This is a genomic window from Acinetobacter nosocomialis (assembly GCF_041021905.1).
Classification (GTDB): domain Bacteria; phylum Pseudomonadota; class Gammaproteobacteria; order Pseudomonadales; family Moraxellaceae; genus Acinetobacter; species Acinetobacter nosocomialis.
The window spans coordinates 3,116,723-3,138,218 of sequence record NZ_CP157432.1 but is presented as its reverse complement, the minus strand read 5'-3'; the positions used below and the strand labels follow the sequence as shown (position 1 = coordinate 3,138,218).

The window sequence follows — 21,496 nt, the reverse complement described above, 5'->3', positions numbered from 1 at the left end:
GCTCCTTAATTACTGTTTAGATGCTTCGATAAGTTCGATGAAATGATCGAACAATGGTGCACAATCATGTGGACCCGGGCTTGCTTCAGGGTGACCTTGGAAGCTGAAAGCTGGTTTGTCAGTACGATGGATACCTTGTAAGGTGCCATCGAACAATGATTTATGCGTTGCTTTTAAGTTAGCCGGTAATGTCTCTGCATCTACAGCAAAACCATGGTTTTGAGAGGTGATCATCACTGTACCATCTTCAAGATTTTGTACAGGGTGGTTCGCACCGTGGTGACCATGATTCATTTTTACAGTTTTTGCACCAGAAGCGAGTGCCAAGATTTGGTGTCCTAAACAGATACCAAATACAGGTAATGTTGTGGTTTCAACAATAGTTTTTACAGCTTCGATAGCGTAATCACAAGCAGCTGGGTCGCCAGGGCCGTTTGAAAGGAATACGCCATCTGGATTAAGTGCTAATACTTTTTCAGCCGGAGTTTCAGCAGGAACAACAGTGAGTTTGCAACCGCGGTCTGCAAGCATACGCAAGATGTTGGTTTTGACACCATAATCGTATGCAACCACGTGGTATTTTAACTCAGGTTGAGTAAAGCCTTTACCTAATACCCACGAACCTTCAGACCATTCAAAGCCTGTTGGATCACAGCACTCTTTTGCAAGGTCTAAACCATTTAAACCACCAAAAGCGCGAGCTTTAGCAATCGCTTCTTCTTCAGTAATATTTTCGCCGGCAAGGATGCAACCATTTTGTGCACCTTTATCACGTAAAATACGAGTAAGTTTACGTGTGTCAATATCAGCAATTGCGACAACATTGTGTGCTTGCAGATATTCACTTAATGATTGCTCAGAACGGAAGTTGCTGTGTAATAGTGGAAGGTCACGAATAATTAAACCATTCGCCCATACTTTATGGATACGACCAGATTCAACGTCTTCTTCGTTGCAACCAGTGTTACCAATATGAGGGTAAGTTAATGTCACAATTTGTTGTGCATAACTTGGGTCAGTCAAAATTTCTTGATAGCCTGTCATGGCTGTGTTAAAAACGACTTCTCCAGTCGTACTTCCCGTTGCGCCGATTGACGTTCCTTTAAAGATCGTTCCATCTGCGAGGGCTAAAATGGCGGGGGTGCTCAAACCAAAGCTCCTGAATTTCGGCTGTAAAAAAGCGAGTAGACCTAAAAAAGATAGGCAATGTTCTAAAAAAACATGCCCCTCCCTATCGGTCTGCCCGCTTGTAACTTAACAGCGCATTATACGCATGGAACCCTAAAAAGTCTATTTATTTTCGATTAAAAAATATAATTCCTTGCTTGCTTTTTGCAAAAAAACTCATCCGCTTGTCTGAAATTGATACTTTTAGCAAATTGTCTAACAATCTGGTGGCTGAAATAAGTCAATTCCACTTATTGTAATGCTAGCTAAAAAATAAACAATATGAGGAAATAGCATGAGCAATAATCAAGTTTCAAAAGATATAGCTGAGAATGCTTCGTCTGTAGCAGAGACGGTTAAAGCCGAAGTAACTGAAGCAAAAGAAGCTGTAGCGAAAACAACAACTCGAGCTAAAAAAGCAGTGAGTACAAAAGCAACACAGGTAAAAGAAGTTGTAGCTGAAAAAACAGAACAGGTGAAAGAAGTCGCTCATGAAGCAACTTCGCAAGTTAAAGAGGCTATTGCAGAAACTCAAGAACAAGTTAAAGCTGTAATTACCGAGACTGAAGAAAAAATTGAGGCTGAAACTCAAGAATTGAATCAGAATATTCAAAACCAGCTTGCTCAGATTAAACAAGATATTTTGCATCGTCTTGATGTGATTAAAGCTCAGTTCAATACTTCTCAAGAAGGACTAAATGAACTGAAAAATACATTAAAAGCTGAAATTAATGCATTAATTGAAGATTTAACGAAAGTGACTAAAGAACTTAAGGGTGACATTAGTCAAATTTCTTTAAAACATAAAGATTCTTTAAGTGAGAGTTTAAAGCGCACAAAAAATAATGCGGTTGAGGCTTGGAACAAAGCAAGAGATCACTAAGAATTGAAGATTAAAATTCAATAAAAAAGCGAGAATTAATTTCTCGCTTTTTTATTTTTTTAAAACTGATGCAGCCAATCACGTTTATTGTGAAAATCAGCATTCTTGCCACTATGCTGCATTGCATAGTACTGCATACCATCTTTTGTTTTTAAAACAGCAGTTAAACCTAAATAAAGGTTTGCCCATTTCAAACGGTGCTGCTGCATAAACTGACCTAAATCAAGACTTACATTTAAACCATAATGGGTACGCTTGAGATGATTTAGTTCGATATCGTAAGCAACGAGGGGAGGCATGCTTTCTGGATATCGATATTCTTCAAACTGGTAGGTCTGCCATGCTTGAGAAGGGGAAAGGTTAATTTCCCGGTAGAAATCTTCATCATGCACGCCGATAAAAATTTCAAAACAAGTATCTTCCCACAAAAAATCTTGACGAGGATGAGCCGCGACTTCTTGGGGCCAGATAATAAGTTGGTTTGGATCACGAATCCAAAAACCCACATTTAATGTATGCGGGGCTTGCTGTTCAATTGCGCCAACAACAGAAACAGCATGAAAACGATCAAAAGCTGAAAGTTCGTAACTTGCCATAAGTAGTCAATAAGTTAGTTTGCTAAGTGAGCGTGACGAACGAGGTTAGATAAGTGTTGGTTTTGCTTAGCTGCTTTTTTGTAGAGTAAAACGATTTTACCAATTTTCTGCACAGCTTCAGCGCCAGTTGCTTCTACAATTGCATCAATTACAGCTGCGCGAGCTTCACGGTCTTCACCAGCAATTTTTACTTTGATGAGTTCATGATCATTTAAAGCACGAAGCGTTTCTTCGATTACAGCATCTGTTAAGCCTTGTCCACCAATCATGACAACCGGATTAAGCACGTGACCAATTTGACGTAAACGTTTACGTTCATGAATAGATAAAGCGGCCATTAAAAATACCTGATTTTAAAAACGACTTAGTATAGCAAAAAACTTAAAATCAAATGTACGAAAAACTGTATAAATAATCGATCAACATTATTGGAAAAAAACTGTAAAAGTTATTGAGATTACGTTACATCCGTACTGTAATGAGAGTAATTTTCACGTACAATGAGCAATCAGAAGTTTTTTTGATATTTAGTGAGTTATGGCAACACGCATCACAAACCAAAAATTGTCTAAAAGTAGTCGTGCGTGGATGAGGGAACATCTAGACGATCCTTTTGTAAAAAAAGCACAAAAGGAAGGATATCGTGCACGAGCAGCCTATAAACTTCTTGAAATTCAAGAAAAATATAAGTTGATCAAGCCAGGCATGACAGTGGTTGATTTGGGAGCAGCTCCTGGGAGTTGGTCGCAAATTGCTGGGAAACTTGTTGGTAGCAAGGGTTTAGTTATTGCTTCCGATATTTTACCTATGGATGCTTTGCCGGATGTCACTTTCTTACAAGGCGACTTCAGAGAAGAAGCTGTATTTGAAAAATTGTTAAATATTTTAAACGGAAGACAAGTAGACATTGTAATTTCTGATATGGCCCCCAATACATCAGGTAATAGGGCTGTTGATCAACCTCGACAGATTTACTTGTGTGAACTTGCTTTAGACTTTGCTCAGAAAGTCTTGGGTCCAAATGGACAGTTTGTTGTTAAAGTGTTCCAAGGCGCAGGATTTGATGAGTTTCGTAAACAAGTCGTTGATAGTTTTGATGTGTTAAAAACAGCAAAACCAGCAGCTTCTCGGGCACGATCTAAAGAAGTTTTTTTGGTTGGACAAGGGCGTAAGAAAGCATTGCAATAAAGTTTACTTGCCAAGCTCCTAAAAATTGTGCATTTTGTATCTTTTAGGTTATCCGCAAGCAAGACAATTGCTGTTTTTAAGACGATCGGCCAAGATTGGGCATGATCAAATTAGATCGATATGGGAATAAAGCTTTGAGCGATTACTTCAAGAATGCCGTATTGTGGCTAATAATACTGGGTGTTCTGATTTTAATTTTCAGTAATATCAGTGACCGCAATAAGCCTACTGCAATGAAATATTCAGATTTTGTTGCAGCGGTGAATGCTGGCCAAATTAAGCAAGTCACGATTGACGGTTTAAATATTAGTGGTGAAAAAACTAATGGATCTCAGTTTGAAACTGTTCGTCCGCAAGTTGAAGACACTGAACTTATGCCAAGCTTAAACAAGCAAAATGTTGTTGTAGAGGGCACAGCACCACAACGTCAAGGCATTTTGATGCAACTTCTCATTGCTAGTTTCCCTGTACTGTTAATCATTCTGTTATTCATGTTCTTTATGCGTAACATGGGTGGTGGTGCAGGCGGTAAAAATGGTCCGATGAGTTTTGGTAAATCGAAAGCGAAAATGCTTTCAGAAGACCAAATCAAAGTGACTTTTGCTGACGTTGCTGGTTGTGATGAAGCGAAACAAGAAGTTGTGGAAATTGTAGATTTCTTAAAAGATCCTGCAAAATTCAAACGCTTGGGCGCTACGATTCCACGTGGCGTACTTATGGTTGGTCCTCCAGGTACTGGTAAAACGTTATTAGCCAAAGCAATTGCTGGTGAAGCAAAAGTTCCATTCTTTAGCATTTCTGGTTCTGACTTTGTTGAAATGTTTGTGGGTGTGGGTGCGTCTCGTGTCCGTGACATGTTTGAACAAGCAAAACGTCATGCACCATGTATCATCTTTATCGATGAGATTGATGCAGTAGGTCGTCACCGTGGTTCGGGTACAGGTGGTGGACATGATGAGCGTGAGCAAACCTTAAACCAAATGCTCGTAGAGATGGATGGTTTTGAAGGTAATGAAGGCGTAATCGTTATTGCTGCGACTAACCGTGTTGATGTATTGGATAAAGCATTATTACGTCCAGGGCGTTTCGACCGTCAAGTTATGGTTGGTTTACCTGACATTCGTGGTCGCGAACAAATCCTGAATGTGCATTTGAAAAAATTGCCTTCAGTTACTGGTGTAGATGTTAAAGTTTTATCTCGTGGTACCCCTGGTTTCTCTGGTGCTCAGTTGGCAAACCTTGTAAATGAAGCTGCTTTGTTTGCTGCTCGCCGTAATAAGAACACTGTCGATATGCATGACTTTGAAGATGCAAAAGATAAGATCTATATGGGTCCTGAACGTAAATCAATGGTTTTACGTGAAGAAGAGCGTCGTGCAACTGCTTACCATGAAGCTGGACATGCAATTGTTGCTGAGATTTTACCGGGTACTGACCCTGTGCATAAGGTAACAATTATGCCGCGTGGTTGGGCTTTAGGTGTAACTTGGCAGTTACCTGAACAAGATCAGATTAGCCACTATAAAGACAAAATGTTGAATGAAATTGCAATTTTGTTTGGTGGACGTATTGCTGAAGAAGTTTTCATTCAGCAACAATCGACTGGTGCTTCAAATGACTTCGAACGTGCTACAAAAATGGCTCGTGCGATGGTAACGAAGTACGGTATGTCTGATAAAATGGGTGTTATGGTTTACGAAGATGAAAACCAAAATGGATTCTTCGGTAATGTAGGTAGCCGTACAATTTCTGAAGCTACTCAACAGCAAGTTGATCAGGAAGTACGCCGTATTTTAGATGAACAGTATAAAGTTGCTCGTGATATCTTGGAAAATAATAAAGATATCGCACATGCAATGGTTAAAGCGTTGATGGAATGGGAAACCATTGATCGTGATCAAATCCGTGACATCATGGAAGGTCGTGAGCCTCAACCACCTAAAGTTTATATTGCTGAAAATCCGGTATCTGCGTTTGAACCACCAAAAGATGGTCCATCTACTCCACCGCCATTACCAGCAATGAATTAAGTTAATTAATAAAAAAGCCACAATCATGTGGCTTTTTTATTTGTCTTAAATTTCGATAAAGCTGAAAGAAATCGACAGCATGTAAAGCATACTTGTTAAAATAGCCGTTGATTTTGAACCGGAGCTTTTTATGCAGTTAATTTCTTTACCTAAGCAGATTTTACAGTGTGGACAGCTTCAATTAGATTTATCTCAACCTCATGTCATGGGTATCTTAAATGTTACCCCTGATTCTTTCAGTGATGGTGGCAAACATAACCAATTAGACCAAGCGGTTGATCATGCACTTAATATGATTGAGCAAGGTGCGACTATTATTGATATTGGAGGAGAATCTACAAGACCTGGTGCTTCAGAAGTTGCAGTAGAAGAAGAAGTGCGCCGTGTGGTACCTGTTGTGGAAGCTTTATCTCGTCATAATATTATTTTATCGATCGACACGAGCCAGCCAGAAGTTATTCGCGCAGCAAAAGCAGCAGGGGCACATATCTGGAATGATGTTCGCGCCTTAACACGTCCTAATGCTTTAAAAACCGCTGTAGAGCTAGATATCCCTGTGGTGATTATGCATATGCGTGGTGAGCCAACTACAATGAATCAGTTGGATCAATACGCTGATGTAACATTAGATGTAATGCAAGAATTGCAACAACGTATTGATGAGGCTTTGGCTGTTGGGGTAAAAAAGCACAACATTATTGTTGACCCTGGATTTGGTTTTGCAAAAAATGCTCAGCAAAATTTAAAACTATTAAAAGAATTTTGGAAACTTAATGAATTGGGCTATCCAATTTTATCTGGTCTTTCTCGTAAACGGTTTATCGGAGAAGCTTTAAAAGGTGCTGCCGCTGATCAACGTGCTGTCGGAAGTGTTACTGGGCATTTGCTTAGTATTCAACAAGGAGCTTCCATTGTCAGAGCACATGATGTAAAAGCAATGCATGACGCTATCTCGGTTTGGCAAGCTATGCAACAAGCTTGAAATTTCCTTGTATAAATAGACTAGGGTATGGGTGTCTTAAATAAAGTGGATGAGTGAGTCGGGTAAAAATCTCGTGATTTTTGTGAAAATATGTTATAAGCGGCAAGTTTTTGCTGTTGTGTAATCTTTTGTATGTTCGAAGACCTACTTCTCCCGATGTTTGATGATGAATATTATCCAGATATTTTGGTCGCTGAACTTAAGCAGCTTATTGAACAATTTGCTAAAAAAGTTCAAAAGCCTGCTTTAGCTGATCAAGATGTTTATCGATATGCTCATCAGACTATAAGTGAAATTAATGAAATGAAACCGCAGTTTGAAGATCTAGATTCATCGCTTGATGATAGTGCTGCTGATTATATTGCGGAGGCAATGATGATGGTGGTGCAAGATGCAGGATTTTTAGATCTTGAAATGGAAGAGCTGGTTATGAATCGAGAGTGGTAATTACTCTCGATTTTCAAAGCTTTCAAGTGCATCTAATAAATGACATGAAGACCCTAAATGAACTTCATCTATTTTCTCAACTTCCAATATTAAATTTCCATTCTGCTGTACTTTGACATCTGCTAATAAGCTTACCCAATATTTTTTCTCTTTCTGCTGTAATGCTTTTAATTGAGTAATCACATCTTGAGAAGCTTCAATTAAATAGTCATCTTGAGTGATAGAGCAGCGTATAAAATGCCAATATTTATTTTTAAATAGGATAGTGCCGTTAAAAATATCTCCAGCATTTGTAGAAGGTATAAAGAGTAGAGAGGATATAAATATTAATATTCTTATCATGGGATCATTTTCATTAGGCATAAAAAAACCAGCTTACGCTGGATTCTTTGTAGCACCAAATTCAATAGTTGAAAATGGTGCCCGGGGCCGGACTCGAACCGGCACGCTTTGAGGGCGGGGGATTTTAAATCCCCTGTGTCTACCTATTTCACCACCCGGGCATGTGCGCAATAATAGAGGACAAGTACGCGATTGGCAAGAGAAAATCGGAGAGTTTGCTTTATTTTCAATCAGTTCTTATCGGTATTTATATAAATTAACCAATTTTTGTCATGATTTGTTCATCAAACTGAGATCAGCTGTTCATGTTATGTACTTAAGTTTAAAGCACTCATTGCTTAAAACTTAGAGAATTTTATGTCAGAGAAAATTTCACGCCGAGAATTAATTCAAAAAAGTCTATTCGGTTTTGGGGCTTTATCTATACCTGTTGCTTTTACAGGTTGCAACGATGGTTCCGATGAAGAAAATCCGCAAGTACAAGCAGATTTTCTTCATGGGGTTGCAAGTGGAGATTCTTTGCAGGATAAAGTCATTTTGTGGACACGAGTAACTCCAGTAGATTTAGGAGTGCGTTTAAAAGTTGTATGGGAAATTTCAACCGATAATCAGTTTAAACAAAATTTAAAGACAGGAATGGTTGAAACAACGAAGACTGATGACTTTACAGTGAAAGTTGATGCAGCTGGGTTACAAGCAGATACGGTGTACTACTACCGTTTTAAATTTGGTAGTAAAGTCTCACCAGTAGGACAGACGAAAACATTACCAACTTCTACGAATAAAGTGAGCTTTGCAGTATGTTCTTGCTCGAATTATCCTGCGGGTTACTTTTATGTCTATCGGGAAATGGCTAAACAGAATGTCGATGTCATTATCCATTTGGGGGACTATATTTATGAATATGGGGCAGATGGCTATGCGGCGGAAGATGCAGTAAAACTTGGGCGTACGCTACCTACTGATAATAATAAAGAAATTATTAAATTAGAGGATTATCGCAAACGTTATGCACTTTATCGTCAGGATAAAGATTTGCAAGCTGCTCATCAGCGCCATCCTTTTATTGTAATTTGGGATGATCACGAACTAGCGAATGATGCTTGGCGTGATGGCGCGGAAAATCATCAAAGCGATGAAGGGTCTTTTTCGGACCGTAAATTAGCTGCTCTACAAGCTTATTTTGAATGGATGCCAATTCGCCCAGTCTCTAGTTCTGACCATTTAAATATTTATCGTCAGTTTAACTTTGGTTCACTTGTCCAATTAACCATGCTAGATACGCGTATTATTGCGCGTGATAAGCAGCTTGAATACAAAGACTATATGACAGCCTCTGGTTTGGATATTGCCAAATTTCAGGCAGATTTAACTAATCCAGCGCGTACTTTAATGGGTTATACGCAAAGAGATTGGCTGGTTGATAAATTGAAGCAATCTACAGCTACATGGAATGTTGTGGGGCAGCAAGTCTTGATGAGTAAAATGTGGATTCCAGCTGAGCTATTGGCATCTTTAGGGCAAATTACTTCAGGGGGAACTTCGCCTGAAACACTTGCTAAAATGAATACACAAATCACCGAGTTGGTTACTTTAAAACTTCGTTTGCAACAAAATGATCCGACATTAACAGCCCAAGAAAAAGCAAGAATTATGACGGTGGCACCATACAATTTAGATGCTTGGGATGGTTACTATGCTGAGAGAGAGTTTGTATATGACAAATTGGCAGAGTTTAATAAAAAGATCATTGTGTTAGCGGGGGATACTCATAACGCATGGGCATCTTATTTATATAGCCAGAAAGGGAAGTATATTGGAGTTGAATTGGCAACTAGTTCTGTATCGTCTCCTGGTTTAGAAAAATATTTAAGTATTCCACAGGCTCAACTGCAACAGTTTGAATTTGCTTTTACTACATTAATTGATGAATTAGCCTACTGTAATTTAAATCAACGAGGATACTTATTGGTTACTCTAGATCAGGCACAAGTTCATTCTGAGTGGAGATTTGTAGATTCAATTAAAAATACCGAATATCAGATAGATTCAAGCCGACAAAACGATATTGTATTGGATCTAAATTTGATGCCGTTAAAGCAAGATCAAAAGACTGCTTGAAACTATAGAAAAGTAGAGGGTTGCTGAGGTAACCCTTTTTTTAGGCATAAAAAAACCAGCTTACGCTGGATTCTTTATGACACCATATTCAGTACTTGAAGATGGTGCCCGGGGCCGGACTCGAACCGGCACGCTTTGAGGGCGGGGGATTTTAAATCCCCTGTGTCTACCTATTTCACCACCCGGGCTTTACCAAATTTGGAGGCGGAGGTCGGAATCGAACCGGCGTCCACGGAGTTGCAGTCCGCTGCATGACCACTCTGCCACCCCGCCTACATTTGGTGATGCACATATTAGCAACCTTTACAAAAAAAACAATACTGTTTTGAGCGAAGATGCACATAAAAACAACATCTAGAATAAAATTGTCGAAATTATCATGTATTATTGGCACATTAAATTCATGTCTACCTTGGAGATGTGCTGTGGCATTGGTTTTAGACGGTCGTGCATTAGCAAAGCAAATTGAAGAAAATTTGTTGGTACGTGTTGAAGCTTTAAAAGCGAAAACAGGTCGTACCCCAATTTTAGCGACTATTTTGGTTGGGGATGATGGTGCTTCTGCAACTTATGTACGTATGAAAGGGAATGCCTGCCGCCGAGTAGGTATGGATTCATTAAAAATCGAATTACCACAAGAAACCACAACAGAACAATTATTAGCTGAAATCGAAAAGCTTAATGCCAACCCAGATGTTCACGGTATTCTTTTACAACATCCAGTTCCTGCACAAATTGATGAGCGTGCGTGTTTTGATGCGATCTCATTAGCAAAAGATGTTGATGGCGTAACTTGCCTTGGTTTTGGCCGTATGGCAATGGGTGAAGCTGCATATGGTTCAGCAACTCCTGCGGGTATCATGACAATTCTTAAAGAAAACAACATCGAAATTGCCGGCAAACACGCGGTTGTGGTTGGCCGTTCAGCAATTTTAGGTAAACCAATGGCAATGATGTTGTTACAAGCAAATGCAACAGTAACGATTTGCCATTCACGTACACAGAACTTACCTGAGCTTGTGAAACAGGCTGACATTATTGTTGGTGCTGTAGGTAAAGCTGAACTTATTCAAAAAGACTGGATTAAACAGGGTGCAGTTGTTGTAGATGCTGGTTTCCACCCACGTGATGGAGGCGGTGTAGGCGATATTCAATTACAAGGTATTGAAGAAATTGCTTCTGCTTATACACCAGTACCGGGTGGTGTTGGTCCAATGACCATTACTACTTTGATTCGCCAAACTGTAGAAGCTGCTGAAAAAGCTTTAGGTTAATTTAATTTATTCACGACGGCGTCCTACCGTTTAACGCAAATGTTAGGAGCTCGTATGTTACTTTTCTTTCGGGAAAAGTAACCAAAACCATTTGTCATCCGCAAAACTCGTCAGCTACTGGTTAGCTATAGATGAGTCACAGAAACATTTTAGTTTAATGTAGTCCTACCTCGAACAATTGCGGATGACGTTAACGCGTATCAAATAGTAATTGTAAATTGTTGAGCTTATTTATGAGCTGCACCTTTCAACTGTCTAAAGCCCCTGAACATTTACTTCAAGCCCTACATGAAGTCATTCCTCATTGTGAATTAATGGCACAACAGTTGCCAGAAACTCCAATTTCTTTATGGTTGATTCCACCAGTTTTCCCGACCGATCGTTTAGATGACGAAGTTATTCGCCGTATTTGGAATGACACGCCGTATTGGATTTTCTGTTGGGCATCAGGTTTGGCGATGGCTCAGTGGATACTTGCAGAGCCGCACCATGTTAAAGATAAAGTGGTGTTAGATTTCGGAGCAGGTTCTGGTGTAGTGGCAATTGCTGCGAAAATGGCTGGAGCAAAACGCGTAATCTGCTGTGATATTGATCAGGTTAGTCTAAATGCTTGCCGTGAAAATGCTTTACTTAATGATGTAGAGCTCGAATATCTGGATGATTTATATAAAGCTGAGCAGGTTGATGTTTTACTCGCTGCTGATGTGTTATATGACCAATGTAACCGCTTTTTCTTAGACGAATTTTTAAAATTTGCACCAGAAGTATGGGTAGCCGATAGCCGTGTTAAAAATTTTAGTCATCCAAAATATGAAAAAATTGAAGAAAGAAGTGCGACAACGTGGCCAGATTTGGATGAAGCAAAAGAATTTAGAAATGTAAGTTTTTATAAGACGCTGTAAAAGAACAGCGTCTTTTTTATGTTATGAACAAGTATAACGAACAACTTTCAATGTACTTGGGCGTGCTTCAAGTGCTTGGCGTGTCGCATAATCTTCACCATTATTTAAGCTAGGTGTATTTGATAAGCCAAAAGACGCGCGAGTTTCACCGAGTTGAATTCCATAATGCTCATCTTTAGCTGGATTAGGAATTTCGTTGATACTTAGAATTGATAATTTATAAACTTTCTGGGCACCTAACACATTCTGACAAGCACGTTGTAATTTGCGCTCATCAAGTTGCTGGTTACTACGGCCAGCTAAAGTATAAGCTAGAGTCGCTGAAGTTTTAGTTTGGTTTTCAATCTGATAGCCAGTTGAACCATTATATTGTCGAGGCGTAGTCTGACAAGCAGTTAAAATAAACATACTACTTAATGCCAAACATAAAATACTTTTATTCATCAGTATCATCCTTATTTTCTTATACGCAGTATCTCATAAAATAGAAGAGTTGTTTGTGGTTATTCACTAGTTTAGAGCTAACATCGGCTTATGATATTAGCTCTAATAAAAATATTAATGTTCTTTGATTTTTGAATGATGTTTGGTGTCTTTCATAAAGATGTAAATCAGCAATGAAATGAAAATCATAATACTGACATAAATGAAATACCAAGATTCATGACCAGCTTCTTTAAAACTTAAGGCGAAGAATTCGGCTGTTCCTCCAAATAAAGTGTTTGCAATTGCATAAGGGAGAGCTACGCCCAAAGCACGAATATGTGCTGGGAAAAGTTCAGCTTTCACGACAGCATTAATTGAAGTGTAGCCAGTCACCATGATCAGGCCCCCAAAGCATAACCAGAATGCAGTCCAGTAGTTATGCGTGTTTGCGAGAGCATCAAATAGAATGTAGGTGAATAAAACACCTGTTACCCCGAAGAAAATCATCAGTGGTTTACGCCCAATTCGATCTGATAATGCACCCGCCAATGGCTGTAAACACATAAAAATAAATAATGCTAGAGTAGTAATTTGAGTCGCTTCAGGTTTGGTAAAACCAGATGTATTGACTAAATATTTTTGTAGATAGGTGGTGTAAGTATAAAAAGCGAGTGTACCACCAGCAGTTAAGAACAATACTGTAAAGGCTTCTTTAGGATAATGCTTAAATAAAGCAAACATTCCTGATTTTGGCTGATCTGTCTCTGTTTGAGCATTTTTAAAAGATTGTGTTTCTAATAGCCCACGGCGAATACGGAATACCACAATTGCTAAAAGTGCACCAATGAAAAAGGGAATACGCCATCCCCAGTCATGCAATTGCTGCTCGTTGAGTACCATTTGCAAGATGAGTAGTACACATAAAGCTGTAAGTTGTCCTGCAATTAAGGTGACATATTGGAAGCTTGAGAAAAAACCACGGCGGTTCTTTTCAGCCATCTCACTTAAATATGTGGCACTTGCACCGTATTCACCACCTACACTTAAGCCTTGAATTAAACGTGCAATAACTAAAAGTAATGGTGCAAATACGCCAATACTTTCGTAGGAAGGGGTAACCGCAATGAGTAGAGAGCCAACACACATTAAGGTGACAGAAAGCGTAAGGCCAGCTTTACGTCCTTTACGGTCTGAATAAATCCCCATTATCCATGCGCCAATCGGACGCATAAGGAAGCCTACTGCAAAAATTGCAGCTGCTTGAAGAAGTTGAGCAGTTTGGCTCCCTTTTGGGAAAAAAGCATGAGCAAAATAGAGCGTAAATGCGGCATATACATACCAGTCGTACCATTCGACAAGGTTGCCAGCAGAACCGCCCAAAATTGATTTTAGACGAGTTTTTGTATCTAAATTAGAATGTGGAGGTGTTGCGGTAGAAGGTTGATCAACCATGAGTCGCTCCATGTTTCGCTTGGGTTGAATGCTAAAGAAGAGAAGATTTATTCCGTTTTTACATATTATCTTGAGGAGTATTTCACTTTATTTTTTTTATGTCTGTAAAACAATGTTTATTATTTAAGCAAAGGAATAAGTTGAATATTTATGTGATTTCAAATTGGCCGATCAGTTCATTTTTATAAGCTTACTCGGATTTTTAGAATATTATTTTTTCCCAAGTAGTAAAAACCGATAAAGAATGAGTAATGTTTGGGCGAAGAAAACCTATATCCCTTAAAAATAATGATATATTCCAAAGAAAATTTTAAATAAATACAGTTAGGCATAATGTCTTTGCATTGTGGACTAGATGTGTGTGGATAATGAAAGGGACATTCAGATGTCAAATTGCCCAAAGAAATATATTGTTGCTTTTGATCAGGGCACAACAAGCTCAAGAGCAATTGTTTTAGATCATGATGCAAATGTTGTCAGTATTGCTCAAAGAGAGTTTACCCAGATTTACCCTCAGCCGGGCTGGGTTGAACATGATCCAATGGAAATTTGGGCAACTCAAAGCGCTGTGTGGGTAGAGGCTTTGGCTCAAGCAGGCATCAAGAGTGAGCAAGTTGCGGCAATTGGGATTACAAACCAGCGAGAAACCACCATTGTCTGGGATAAGAAAACAGGTAAGCCTATTTATAATGCCATTGTTTGGCAAAGTCGACAGACGACTGAAATATGTAATCAATTGCATAAAGCTGGTTGGCAAGAATATATCCGTAAGACCACAGGTTTAGTGATTGATCCATATTTTTCGGCCACAAAAATTAAATGGATTTTAGATCATGTGGAAGGCAGCCGTGAGCGTGCTGAGCGAGGAGAGTTATTATTTGGTACGGTGGACACCTGGCTCATTTGGAAACTAACTAATGGGGCCGTCCATGTCACTGATTTTACCAATGCTTCACGGACTATGCTGTTTGATATCGAAAAGCTTGAATGGGATGAAAAACTTTTACAAGCTTTAGATATTCCTAGAGCAATGCTACCTGCGGTACGTAGTTCATCGGAGGTCTATGGCTACACACATACCATTAGTGGCCAAGAAGTAGGTATTCCTATTGCGGGAATCGCGGGTGATCAACAGGCTGCACTTTTTGGTCAAATGTGTGTTGAGTCAGGGCAGGCTAAAAATACCTATGGTACAGGCTGCTTTCTACTCATGAACACAGGTAAAAAGATTGTTCGTTCAGAGCATGGATTACTGACCACTATTGCATGCGGTGCAAGCGGTGAAGTGAATTATGCTTTAGAAGGTGCCGTGTTTAATGGTGGCTCTTGTGTACAGTGGTTACGCGATGAATTGAAGGTTATTAAGAACGCTAAAGATTCTGAGCATTATGCAACACGAGTAAAAGACAGTAATGGCGTATACGTTGTTCCAGCTTTTACCGGATTAGGGGCACCGTATTGGGACCCGACAGCACGTGGGGCAATTTTTGGTCTGACGCGTGGGGCTAGTATTGAACATATTATTCGTGCAACTTTAGAGTCCATTGCTTTTCAAACTCGAGATGTTTTAGATGCTATGCAGCAAGATGCAGAAGAAGAACTTCGTACGCTCCGTGTTGATGGTGGAGTAACGGAAAATAACTTCTTGATGCAATTTCAGTCTGATATTTTAGCAACCCCTGTAGAACGTCCAATAATGAAAGAAACCACTGCTTTGGGCGCTGCTTTCCTTGCAGGTTTAGCAACGGGTTTCTGGCAAGATCTTCACGAGTTAAGAAATAAATCTGACATAGAAAAAGTTTTTGAACCCAAAATGTCTGCTGAACAATCTGAGTTTATTTATAAGGGTTGGTTGAAAGCAGTGAAACGCAGTCAAAGTTGGGCTGAGGATTGATTTGTTCTTTAATGACTTAAATTAAAAGTAGAGTAATCAATTAGCGGCTCAATGTTTATTTATTCAAAATTGATTATTCTACTTTTTTGATTGTTGTTTCATCAATTTGATGTTTTAATTTTTATAAGATCAACAATAAAAAGAATATGAGAAATGACAGTACAAACTAATGATTATTCAAAAGTATATGATATTGCTGTAATTGGTGGCGGTATTAATGGAGTGGGTATTGCCAACGATGCAGCAGGCCGTGGACTATCGGTATTTTTGTGTGAAAAAGATGATTTAGCCAGTCACACCTCATCTGCTAGCAGTAAATTAATTCATGGTGGTCTACGCTATTTAGAACATAAAGAATTCAGGTTAGTCAGAGAAGCATTAGCAGAGCGAGAAGTGTTGTTGGCTAAAGCGCCACATATTATTGCACCAATGCGTTTTATTATGCCTCATCGACCGCATTTGCGTCCTGCATGGTTAATTCGAGCAGGTCTATTTTTTTATGATCATTTGGGAAAACGAGAAAAATTATTAGGTTCAAATCTGATCTATTTCAAAGAAGATAGTCCCTTAAAACCAGCGATAACACGTGGCTTTGAATATTCTGACTGTACTGTAGATGACGCACGTCTTGTGGTGTTAAATGCGCTACAAGCTAAAGAGCAGGGTGCCAAAGTCGTGACACGAACACGATGTGTGAAGGCGTATAAAGAACAAGAACTTTGGCACTTGGAACTACAAAGTGGAGCTGAGGTTTATCAGATACGTGCAAGAGCTTTAGTAAATGCAGCTGGTCCTTGGGTTGAAGAAATTATTAGTGAAAATCTAAATTTAAGATCTCCTTATCAAGTCCGATTGATCCAAGGAAGCCATATTGTTGTGCCAAAGCTATATAACTGTCATAAGGCTTTTATTATGCAAAACGAAGACCGACGGATCGTTTTTGCAATTCCTTATTTAGAAAAATATACCCTCATTGGTACAACAGATCAGGAATACACAGGTGATCCACAAAAGGTAGAGATTACTGATGTAGAAATAGATTACCTTTTGACAGTGACAAATTCACATTTTAAAAAGCAGTTAACGCGAGCAGATATTGTAAGTCAGTACTCAGGTGTACGTGCTTTATGTGATGATGAGTCTGATAACCCTTCGGCAATTACCCGCGACTATACTTTGGCACTACAGACGGAAGATAAAACGGCACCATTGTTATCGGTATTTGGTGGAAAGATTACGACTTATCGGAAACTGGCTGAGGCCGCTTTAGAACATCTGTCTCCGTTCTTTAGTGAAATGGCAGAGGAGTGGACTGCCAATGAACCATTACCGGGTGCTGAGAACTGGACTACATTAGTTGATTTAATCAACCAGATTCAATTAAGTGTAAATGGAGTTTCAGAATCCCTTGCCAAACGTTGGGCACATGCATATGGCACAAGAGTTTGGAACATGCTTCATGAACAAAATAGTATAGAACAATTGGGGCAAAATTTTGGTCATGATTTATTTGAATGTGAAGTTAAATATTTATGTGAATATGAGTGGGCAAATACTGCAGAAGACATACTCTGGCGAAGATCTAAATTAGGTTTGGCGTTTAATGAGAAACAGGTGAAAGTGTTAGAAGCTTACTTGTCTAAACGTCGACTAAAAGATGATGCCGCATAATAAAAAAGGCCGCATGAAGCGGCCTTTTTTATATTTAGCAATTAGAAGCCAGTTTTTACAGCTTCAAGTAATGCTGCTTGACGTTCTTTTAATGCTTTTGGTAAGCGCTCGCCAAGTTTATTGAATAACTCAGTGTGGCTTTCAATTTCAGTAACCCACTGGTCTTTATCTTGAGTAGTGATAAGGTCAAATTGTTCTTTACTGAACTCAGTACCTTTCCAGTTCAAGTCTTCATATGTTGGAACAAAACCGATTGGTGTTTCAACAGCGTTTGCACGGCCTTCACAGCGGTCAATGATCCACTCAAGAACACGCATGTTTTGACCGAAACCAGGCCATACGAAGTTGCCTTCAGCATCACGACGGAACCAGTTTACGTTGAAGATTTTCGGTAATTTGTTGCCAGAAGCTTCAGCTTTCTCGCTTACTTTTGCACCAAGGCTTAACCAGTGGTCAAAGTAGTCAGCCATGTTGTAGCCAGCAAATGGAAGCATTGCGAATGGGTCACGACGAACGATACCTTGTTGACCAACAGCAGCAGCAGTAGTTTCAGAACCCATAGTTGCCGCTTTATATACACCGTCAACCCAGTCAAAAGCTTCAGAAACTAAAGGAACTGTATCTGCACGACGACCACCGAAGATAAATGCAGAAATTGGAACACCTGCTGGGTTTTCCCAGTCAGCATCGATAGATGGACATTGACCAGCTGCAACAGTGAAACGAGCATTTGGATGTGCTGCTTTTTCGCCGTTTACGTGAGGTTGACCTTTCCAGTTCGTTAAGTTTGATGGAACTTCTTTAGAAAGACCTTCCCACCATACTTGACCATCTTCAGTTACTGCTACGTTTGTATAGATAACATCTTTATGAAGTGTTGCCATACAGTTCGGGTTAGTTTTGGTATTTGTACCAGGTGCTACACCGAAGAAACCAGCTTCTGGGTTGATTGCATATAAGCGGCCATCTTCACCTGGTTTGATCCAAGCAATATCGTCACCTACAGTTTCGATTTTCCAACCTTCATAACCTGCTGGTGGAATTAACATTGCAAAGTTTGTCTTACCACAAGCAGATGGGAATGCAGCAGCGATGTAGTGTTTTTCACCTTGAGGGTTAGTCACACCAAGAATAAGCATGTGTTCAGCTAACCAACCTTGTTCGCGTCCCATGACAGAAGCGATACGAAGAGCTAAACATTTTTTACCAAGTAATGCGTTACCGCCGTAACCAGAACCGAAAGACCAGATTTCACGAGTTTCTGGGTAATGAACGATATATTTCTCTGGGTTACAAGGCCATGCAACGTCTTTTTGACCTTCAGCAAGTGGAGCACCTACTGTGTGTACACAAGGAACAAATTCGCCGTCTGTACCTAATACATCATAAACAGCTTTACCCATACGTGCCATTTTGCGCATGCTAACAGCAACATAAGGAGAATCAGTTAACTCGATACCGATATGAGCAATATGGCTACCTAAAGGACCCATAGAGAAAGGAACAACGTACATCGTACGGCCTTTCATTGAACCTTCAAATAAACCATTTAATTTTTCACGCATAACAGCTGGATCTTCCCAGTTGTTTGTCGCACCAGCATCTTCTTTATTTTGAGAGCAGATGTAAGTACGATCTTCAACACGCGCAACGTCAGATGGGTCAGAATTTGCAAGATAAGAACCAGGATGTTTTTCTTGGTTTAATTTCTGCATGGTGCCGTTAGCGATCATCAAGTCGATTAGACGTTGATACTCTTCTTCGCTTCCGTCACACCATTCGATTTTTGCTGGTTTGGTTAAGTTTGCAATTTCTTCAACCCATGCTATAAGCTTAGGATGACGAACGAATTCTGGTGCGTTCACTGTGGTCATGGTGAGGCCTATTCAAAATATGTACAACGTACAAGTCTATTCATTGGGGTACAATGAAAGATCAAATAAAAAAGTGGCTGTATTAAAGCATAAAATCATAAAAAAAATAAGACTAAAGACTAACAATTAGATATTTGGAATTCCGATTGTTTTTATATGAAAATCATTTGCTTATGATGTTTTATATAGTTTTTACTTTTATATTTTTATGTTGTATGTGTGTTATTTACTTAAGTTATTTTATTTAAAATCAATAAATTAACTCTTAAATTTTTTTTGAGAATTATTATTGATTAAACAAATGAAGATCATTCAAAATTTACATAAAGAGACTTTTAATAGGTGATTTTATATACAAAATAGAATAAACATCTTACTTTACGATAATAAAATGCGGCCCTTGAAACCTCTTTCGATCATCTATAACGAAAAATCAGGATTTCACGCTTCAAAACATGAAGATGTTTATGAGCAACTGATGACTGTATTTACTGAACATGGTTTTGAAATACAAGTATTTGAATTAAATGAAAATACATTGTTCGATGATCTGATGAATAATGTTATTCATCGGCATTCACAAAACGAAAATATAGGGGTGGTTGTTGCAGCTGGTGGGGATGGCACATTAAATGCTGTTGCATCTAAACTTAAGAATACTTCTATTCCAATGGGAATCTTGCCTTTAGGTACTTTTAACTATGTCGCTAAAGTTTTAGATATTCCGCTAGATCTTTTAGAAGCAGCAGAAGTGATTGCTACAGGCATTCCTCGGTCAGTACATATAGCAGCAATCAATGATCATATTTATTTAAATAATGCTAGTTTAGGTCTATATCCACTCTTTATCAAAAAGCGCGAACTCTACAATAAATATTTAGGAAGGCTTCCTTTACATGCCTATACATCCGCTTTAGATGTTTTGTTAAGAGAAAATAAGTCAATGAAGCTATCTATAACAGTAGATGGTAAAAAATATCCCGTTAAAGCACCTCTTATTTTCTTTGGGAATAATCAATTACAACTATGTGATATGAAACTTAGAATTGCAGAATGTGCAGCACAGGGACGAGTTGCTGGAGTTGTAATTACAAAAAGTGATAAGCTGAGTTTACTGAATATGCTTTGGCAGTGGATTCAAGGTAAAGTTGAAGATGCCCAAGATGTATATAGTTTTTGTGCAGATCATGTTGTAGTCGAATGTGCAAAAAAATCGAAACTTACAGTTGCTTTAGATGGTGAAATCATAGAGATGAAACCACCTTTAAATTTCACTGTAGAAAAAAATGCTTTAAATATAATGGTGCCGAATGTTATTACATCTGTCTGATTTACACTTTGGAACGGAAAAACAAGAGTGTTTAGAGGCAATTAGGCACTTCTGTATTCAGCAACAGCCTGAAGTAATTGTTATAAGTGGAGATATTACTCAACGTGCCAAATACGAACAATTTTTTAAATGTCGGCAATATTTAGATAGTCTCAATATTCCTTATTTAGTGGTGCCAGGCAACCACGACATTCCTTTGTATCATGTCTGGAATCGTTTTTTTTCTCCATTTACTCGTTATCGATATTTTTTTGGTGAACTGGAGCCAACTTTAGAAACTGAACATTTTTATATTGTTGGTGTAAATAGCATACGCCGTCGTTACCATACGCGTGGTCATATTTCGATTGAACAAATTCAAGATACTTATGAGCGTTTACAAAAAGGGCCTAAAGATAAATTAAAGCTAGTGGTTTTCCATCAACCTTTTTATACACCACCAGATAATAAGCATGGAATAAAGGATTGTCCGGTTTTAGGAAAAATCGCCTTAGAGAAGTGGAGTACAACTGGATTATTCGGAATGCTGCATGGTCATCTTCATAAAACGGCTATATATGATTTAACTCAAATTTACCATCTGGAAATAGATCATCCTATTTATGATATTCATGCGGGTACAGCAACTTCTACTCGTTTATATCATCATAATCCAAATAGCTTTAATACGGTTTCAAATACAGGAAAGATTCAGCATTATTGGTTTAATGAACAGCAGGCTGAATTCACTACAGATTGATTTGGTTTAGATGAGATTAAATATTTGATTGTTTAAAAAATATTCAAAAAACAGAAAAATTTTTCTTATTTCCCCTTGAAGCCATTTTTTTCATCCCCACAAAAGTGACATCTAAATATTTTGTTATTGCTCTGGATTAAAGCAATAACGATTAATCAAAAAGACTAAGTCTGATGGA

19 protein-coding genes and 3 tRNA genes are annotated in these 21,496 nt (G+C 38.7%); 12 read left to right on the top strand and 10 right to left on the bottom strand.

Annotated elements, in window-relative coordinates:
- Positions 1 to 9: 9 nt before the first annotated feature.
- Positions 10 to 1,149 (bottom strand): glutamine-hydrolyzing carbamoyl-phosphate synthase small subunit, encoded by a 1,140-nt coding sequence (gene carA / locus ABLC00_RS14635; protein ID WP_000106446.1) that lies wholly within the window; start codon positions 1,147 to 1,149, stop codon positions 10 to 12.
- Between the two features lie 313 nt (positions 1,150 to 1,462).
- Between carA and ABLC00_RS14630 the strand changes: the two genes are divergently transcribed.
- Positions 1,463 to 2,050, top strand: coding sequence for a hypothetical protein (locus ABLC00_RS14630; protein WP_004885524.1), 588 nt, complete (start codon positions 1,463 to 1,465; stop codon positions 2,048 to 2,050).
- A 59-nt stretch (positions 2,051 to 2,109) separates the two neighbouring features.
- On the opposite strand, the gene ABLC00_RS14625 is transcribed toward ABLC00_RS14630, so the two are convergent.
- Together ABLC00_RS14625 and yhbY are read right to left on the bottom strand one after the other, a co-directional pair.
- The gene (locus tag ABLC00_RS14625; protein ID WP_004707346.1) at positions 2,110 to 2,646 is read right to left on the bottom strand and encodes a DOMON-like domain-containing protein; all 537 of its coding nucleotides are present in this window, start codon (positions 2,644 to 2,646) and stop codon (positions 2,110 to 2,112) included.
- Between the two features lie 14 nt (positions 2,647 to 2,660).
- A complete protein-coding gene (gene yhbY, locus ABLC00_RS14620) occupies positions 2,661 to 2,984 on the bottom strand; it encodes a ribosome assembly RNA-binding protein YhbY (protein WP_000729551.1) in 324 nt (107 codons plus the stop codon).
- 199 nt (positions 2,985 to 3,183) lie between these two features.
- Here yhbY and rlmE point away from each other — a divergent pair, with 199 nt between their 5' ends.
- The 4 genes from rlmE (at position 3,184) to ABLC00_RS14600 (ending at position 7,293) form a co-directional block, all read left to right on the top strand.
- Entirely contained in the window at positions 3,184 to 3,834 is a 651-nt protein-coding gene (rlmE, locus tag ABLC00_RS14615; RefSeq protein ID WP_000235573.1) for a 23S rRNA (uridine(2552)-2'-O)-methyltransferase RlmE, read from the top strand.
- A 134-nt stretch (positions 3,835 to 3,968) separates the two neighbouring features.
- Positions 3,969 to 5,864: an ATP-dependent zinc metalloprotease FtsH gene (gene ftsH, locus ABLC00_RS14610; protein ID WP_001286662.1), complete on the top strand. Its 1,896-nt coding sequence runs from the start codon at positions 3,969 to 3,971 to the stop codon at positions 5,862 to 5,864.
- Between the two features lie 130 nt (positions 5,865 to 5,994).
- Complete coding sequence (gene folP, locus ABLC00_RS14605) at positions 5,995 to 6,846, top strand: dihydropteroate synthase (protein WP_025466196.1); 852 nt, start codon at positions 5,995 to 5,997, stop codon at positions 6,844 to 6,846.
- A 132-nt stretch (positions 6,847 to 6,978) separates the two neighbouring features.
- Complete coding sequence (locus ABLC00_RS14600) at positions 6,979 to 7,293, top strand: DUF5713 family protein (protein ID WP_004707350.1); 315 nt, start codon at positions 6,979 to 6,981, stop codon at positions 7,291 to 7,293.
- On the opposite strand, the gene ABLC00_RS14595 is transcribed toward ABLC00_RS14600, so the two are convergent.
- Positions 7,294 to 7,635 (bottom strand): hypothetical protein, encoded by a 342-nt coding sequence (locus ABLC00_RS14595; protein WP_002048533.1) that lies wholly within the window; start codon positions 7,633 to 7,635, stop codon positions 7,294 to 7,296. It abuts the gene before it with no gap.
- A 75-nt stretch (positions 7,636 to 7,710) separates the two neighbouring features.
- A tRNA-Leu gene (locus ABLC00_RS14590) sits at positions 7,711 to 7,796 on the bottom strand.
- Positions 7,797 to 7,992: 196 nt separating this feature from the next.
- Between ABLC00_RS14590 and ABLC00_RS14585 the strand changes: the two genes are divergently transcribed.
- Positions 7,993 to 9,756 (top strand): alkaline phosphatase, encoded by a 1,764-nt coding sequence (locus ABLC00_RS14585; protein WP_004707360.1) that lies wholly within the window; start codon positions 7,993 to 7,995, stop codon positions 9,754 to 9,756.
- A gap of 102 nt (positions 9,757 to 9,858) precedes the next feature.
- On the opposite strand, the gene ABLC00_RS14580 is transcribed toward ABLC00_RS14585, so the two are convergent.
- Positions 9,859 to 9,944 (bottom strand) — tRNA-Leu (locus tag ABLC00_RS14580).
- Positions 9,945 to 9,955: 11 nt separating this feature from the next.
- Positions 9,956 to 10,029, bottom strand: a tRNA-Cys gene (locus tag ABLC00_RS14575).
- Positions 10,030 to 10,181: 152 nt separating this feature from the next.
- On the opposite strand from ABLC00_RS14575, the gene folD reads away from it, so the two are divergent.
- Together folD and ABLC00_RS14565 are read left to right on the top strand one after the other, a co-directional pair.
- Positions 10,182 to 11,030 carry a bifunctional methylenetetrahydrofolate dehydrogenase/methenyltetrahydrofolate cyclohydrolase FolD gene (folD, locus tag ABLC00_RS14570; protein WP_001229846.1) on the top strand — a complete coding sequence of 283 codons (849 nt, stop codon included), beginning with the start codon at positions 10,182 to 10,184 and terminating at the stop codon, positions 11,028 to 11,030.
- 233 nt (positions 11,031 to 11,263) lie between these two features.
- Positions 11,264 to 11,932 carry a methyltransferase gene (locus tag ABLC00_RS14565; protein WP_001278008.1) on the top strand — a complete coding sequence of 223 codons (669 nt, stop codon included), beginning with the start codon at positions 11,264 to 11,266 and terminating at the stop codon, positions 11,930 to 11,932.
- Between the two features lie 21 nt (positions 11,933 to 11,953).
- Here the strand turns inward: ABLC00_RS14565 and ABLC00_RS14560 are convergent, their stop codons facing one another.
- Together ABLC00_RS14560 and ABLC00_RS14555 are read right to left on the bottom strand one after the other, a co-directional pair.
- Complete coding sequence (locus tag ABLC00_RS14560; protein WP_001043188.1) at positions 11,954 to 12,376, bottom strand: hypothetical protein; 423 nt, start codon at positions 12,374 to 12,376, stop codon at positions 11,954 to 11,956.
- Positions 12,377 to 12,490: 114 nt separating this feature from the next.
- Positions 12,491 to 13,822: an MFS transporter gene (locus ABLC00_RS14555; RefSeq protein ID WP_006580510.1), complete on the bottom strand. Its 1,332-nt coding sequence runs from the start codon at positions 13,820 to 13,822 to the stop codon at positions 12,491 to 12,493.
- Positions 13,823 to 14,195: 373 nt separating this feature from the next.
- Between ABLC00_RS14555 and glpK the strand changes: the two genes are divergently transcribed.
- Together glpK and glpD are read left to right on the top strand one after the other, a co-directional pair.
- A complete protein-coding gene (gene glpK, locus ABLC00_RS14550) occupies positions 14,196 to 15,704 on the top strand; it encodes a glycerol kinase GlpK (RefSeq protein ID WP_033854159.1) in 1,509 nt (502 codons plus the stop codon).
- Positions 15,705 to 15,857: 153 nt separating this feature from the next.
- A complete protein-coding gene (gene glpD, locus ABLC00_RS14545; RefSeq protein ID WP_004885535.1) occupies positions 15,858 to 17,375 on the top strand; it encodes a glycerol-3-phosphate dehydrogenase in 1,518 nt (505 codons plus the stop codon).
- A gap of 41 nt (positions 17,376 to 17,416) precedes the next feature.
- On the opposite strand, the gene ABLC00_RS14540 is transcribed toward glpD, so the two are convergent.
- Positions 17,417 to 19,249, bottom strand: a complete 1,833-nt coding sequence (locus ABLC00_RS14540; RefSeq protein WP_004707365.1) for a phosphoenolpyruvate carboxykinase (GTP) — start codon at positions 19,247 to 19,249, stop codon at positions 17,417 to 17,419.
- Between the two features lie 391 nt (positions 19,250 to 19,640).
- On the opposite strand from ABLC00_RS14540, the gene ABLC00_RS14535 reads away from it, so the two are divergent.
- On the top strand, positions 19,641 to 20,579 hold the full coding sequence (locus ABLC00_RS14535) for a diacylglycerol kinase family protein (RefSeq protein ID WP_004885536.1): 939 nt from the start codon (positions 19,641 to 19,643) through the stop codon (positions 20,577 to 20,579).
- Entirely contained in the window at positions 20,560 to 21,318 is a 759-nt protein-coding gene (locus ABLC00_RS14530) for a metallophosphoesterase family protein (RefSeq protein WP_033846106.1), read from the top strand. Before ABLC00_RS14535 ends, ABLC00_RS14530 begins: the two co-directional genes overlap by 20 nt.
- The last annotated feature ends 178 nt before the right edge of the window (positions 21,319 to 21,496 follow it).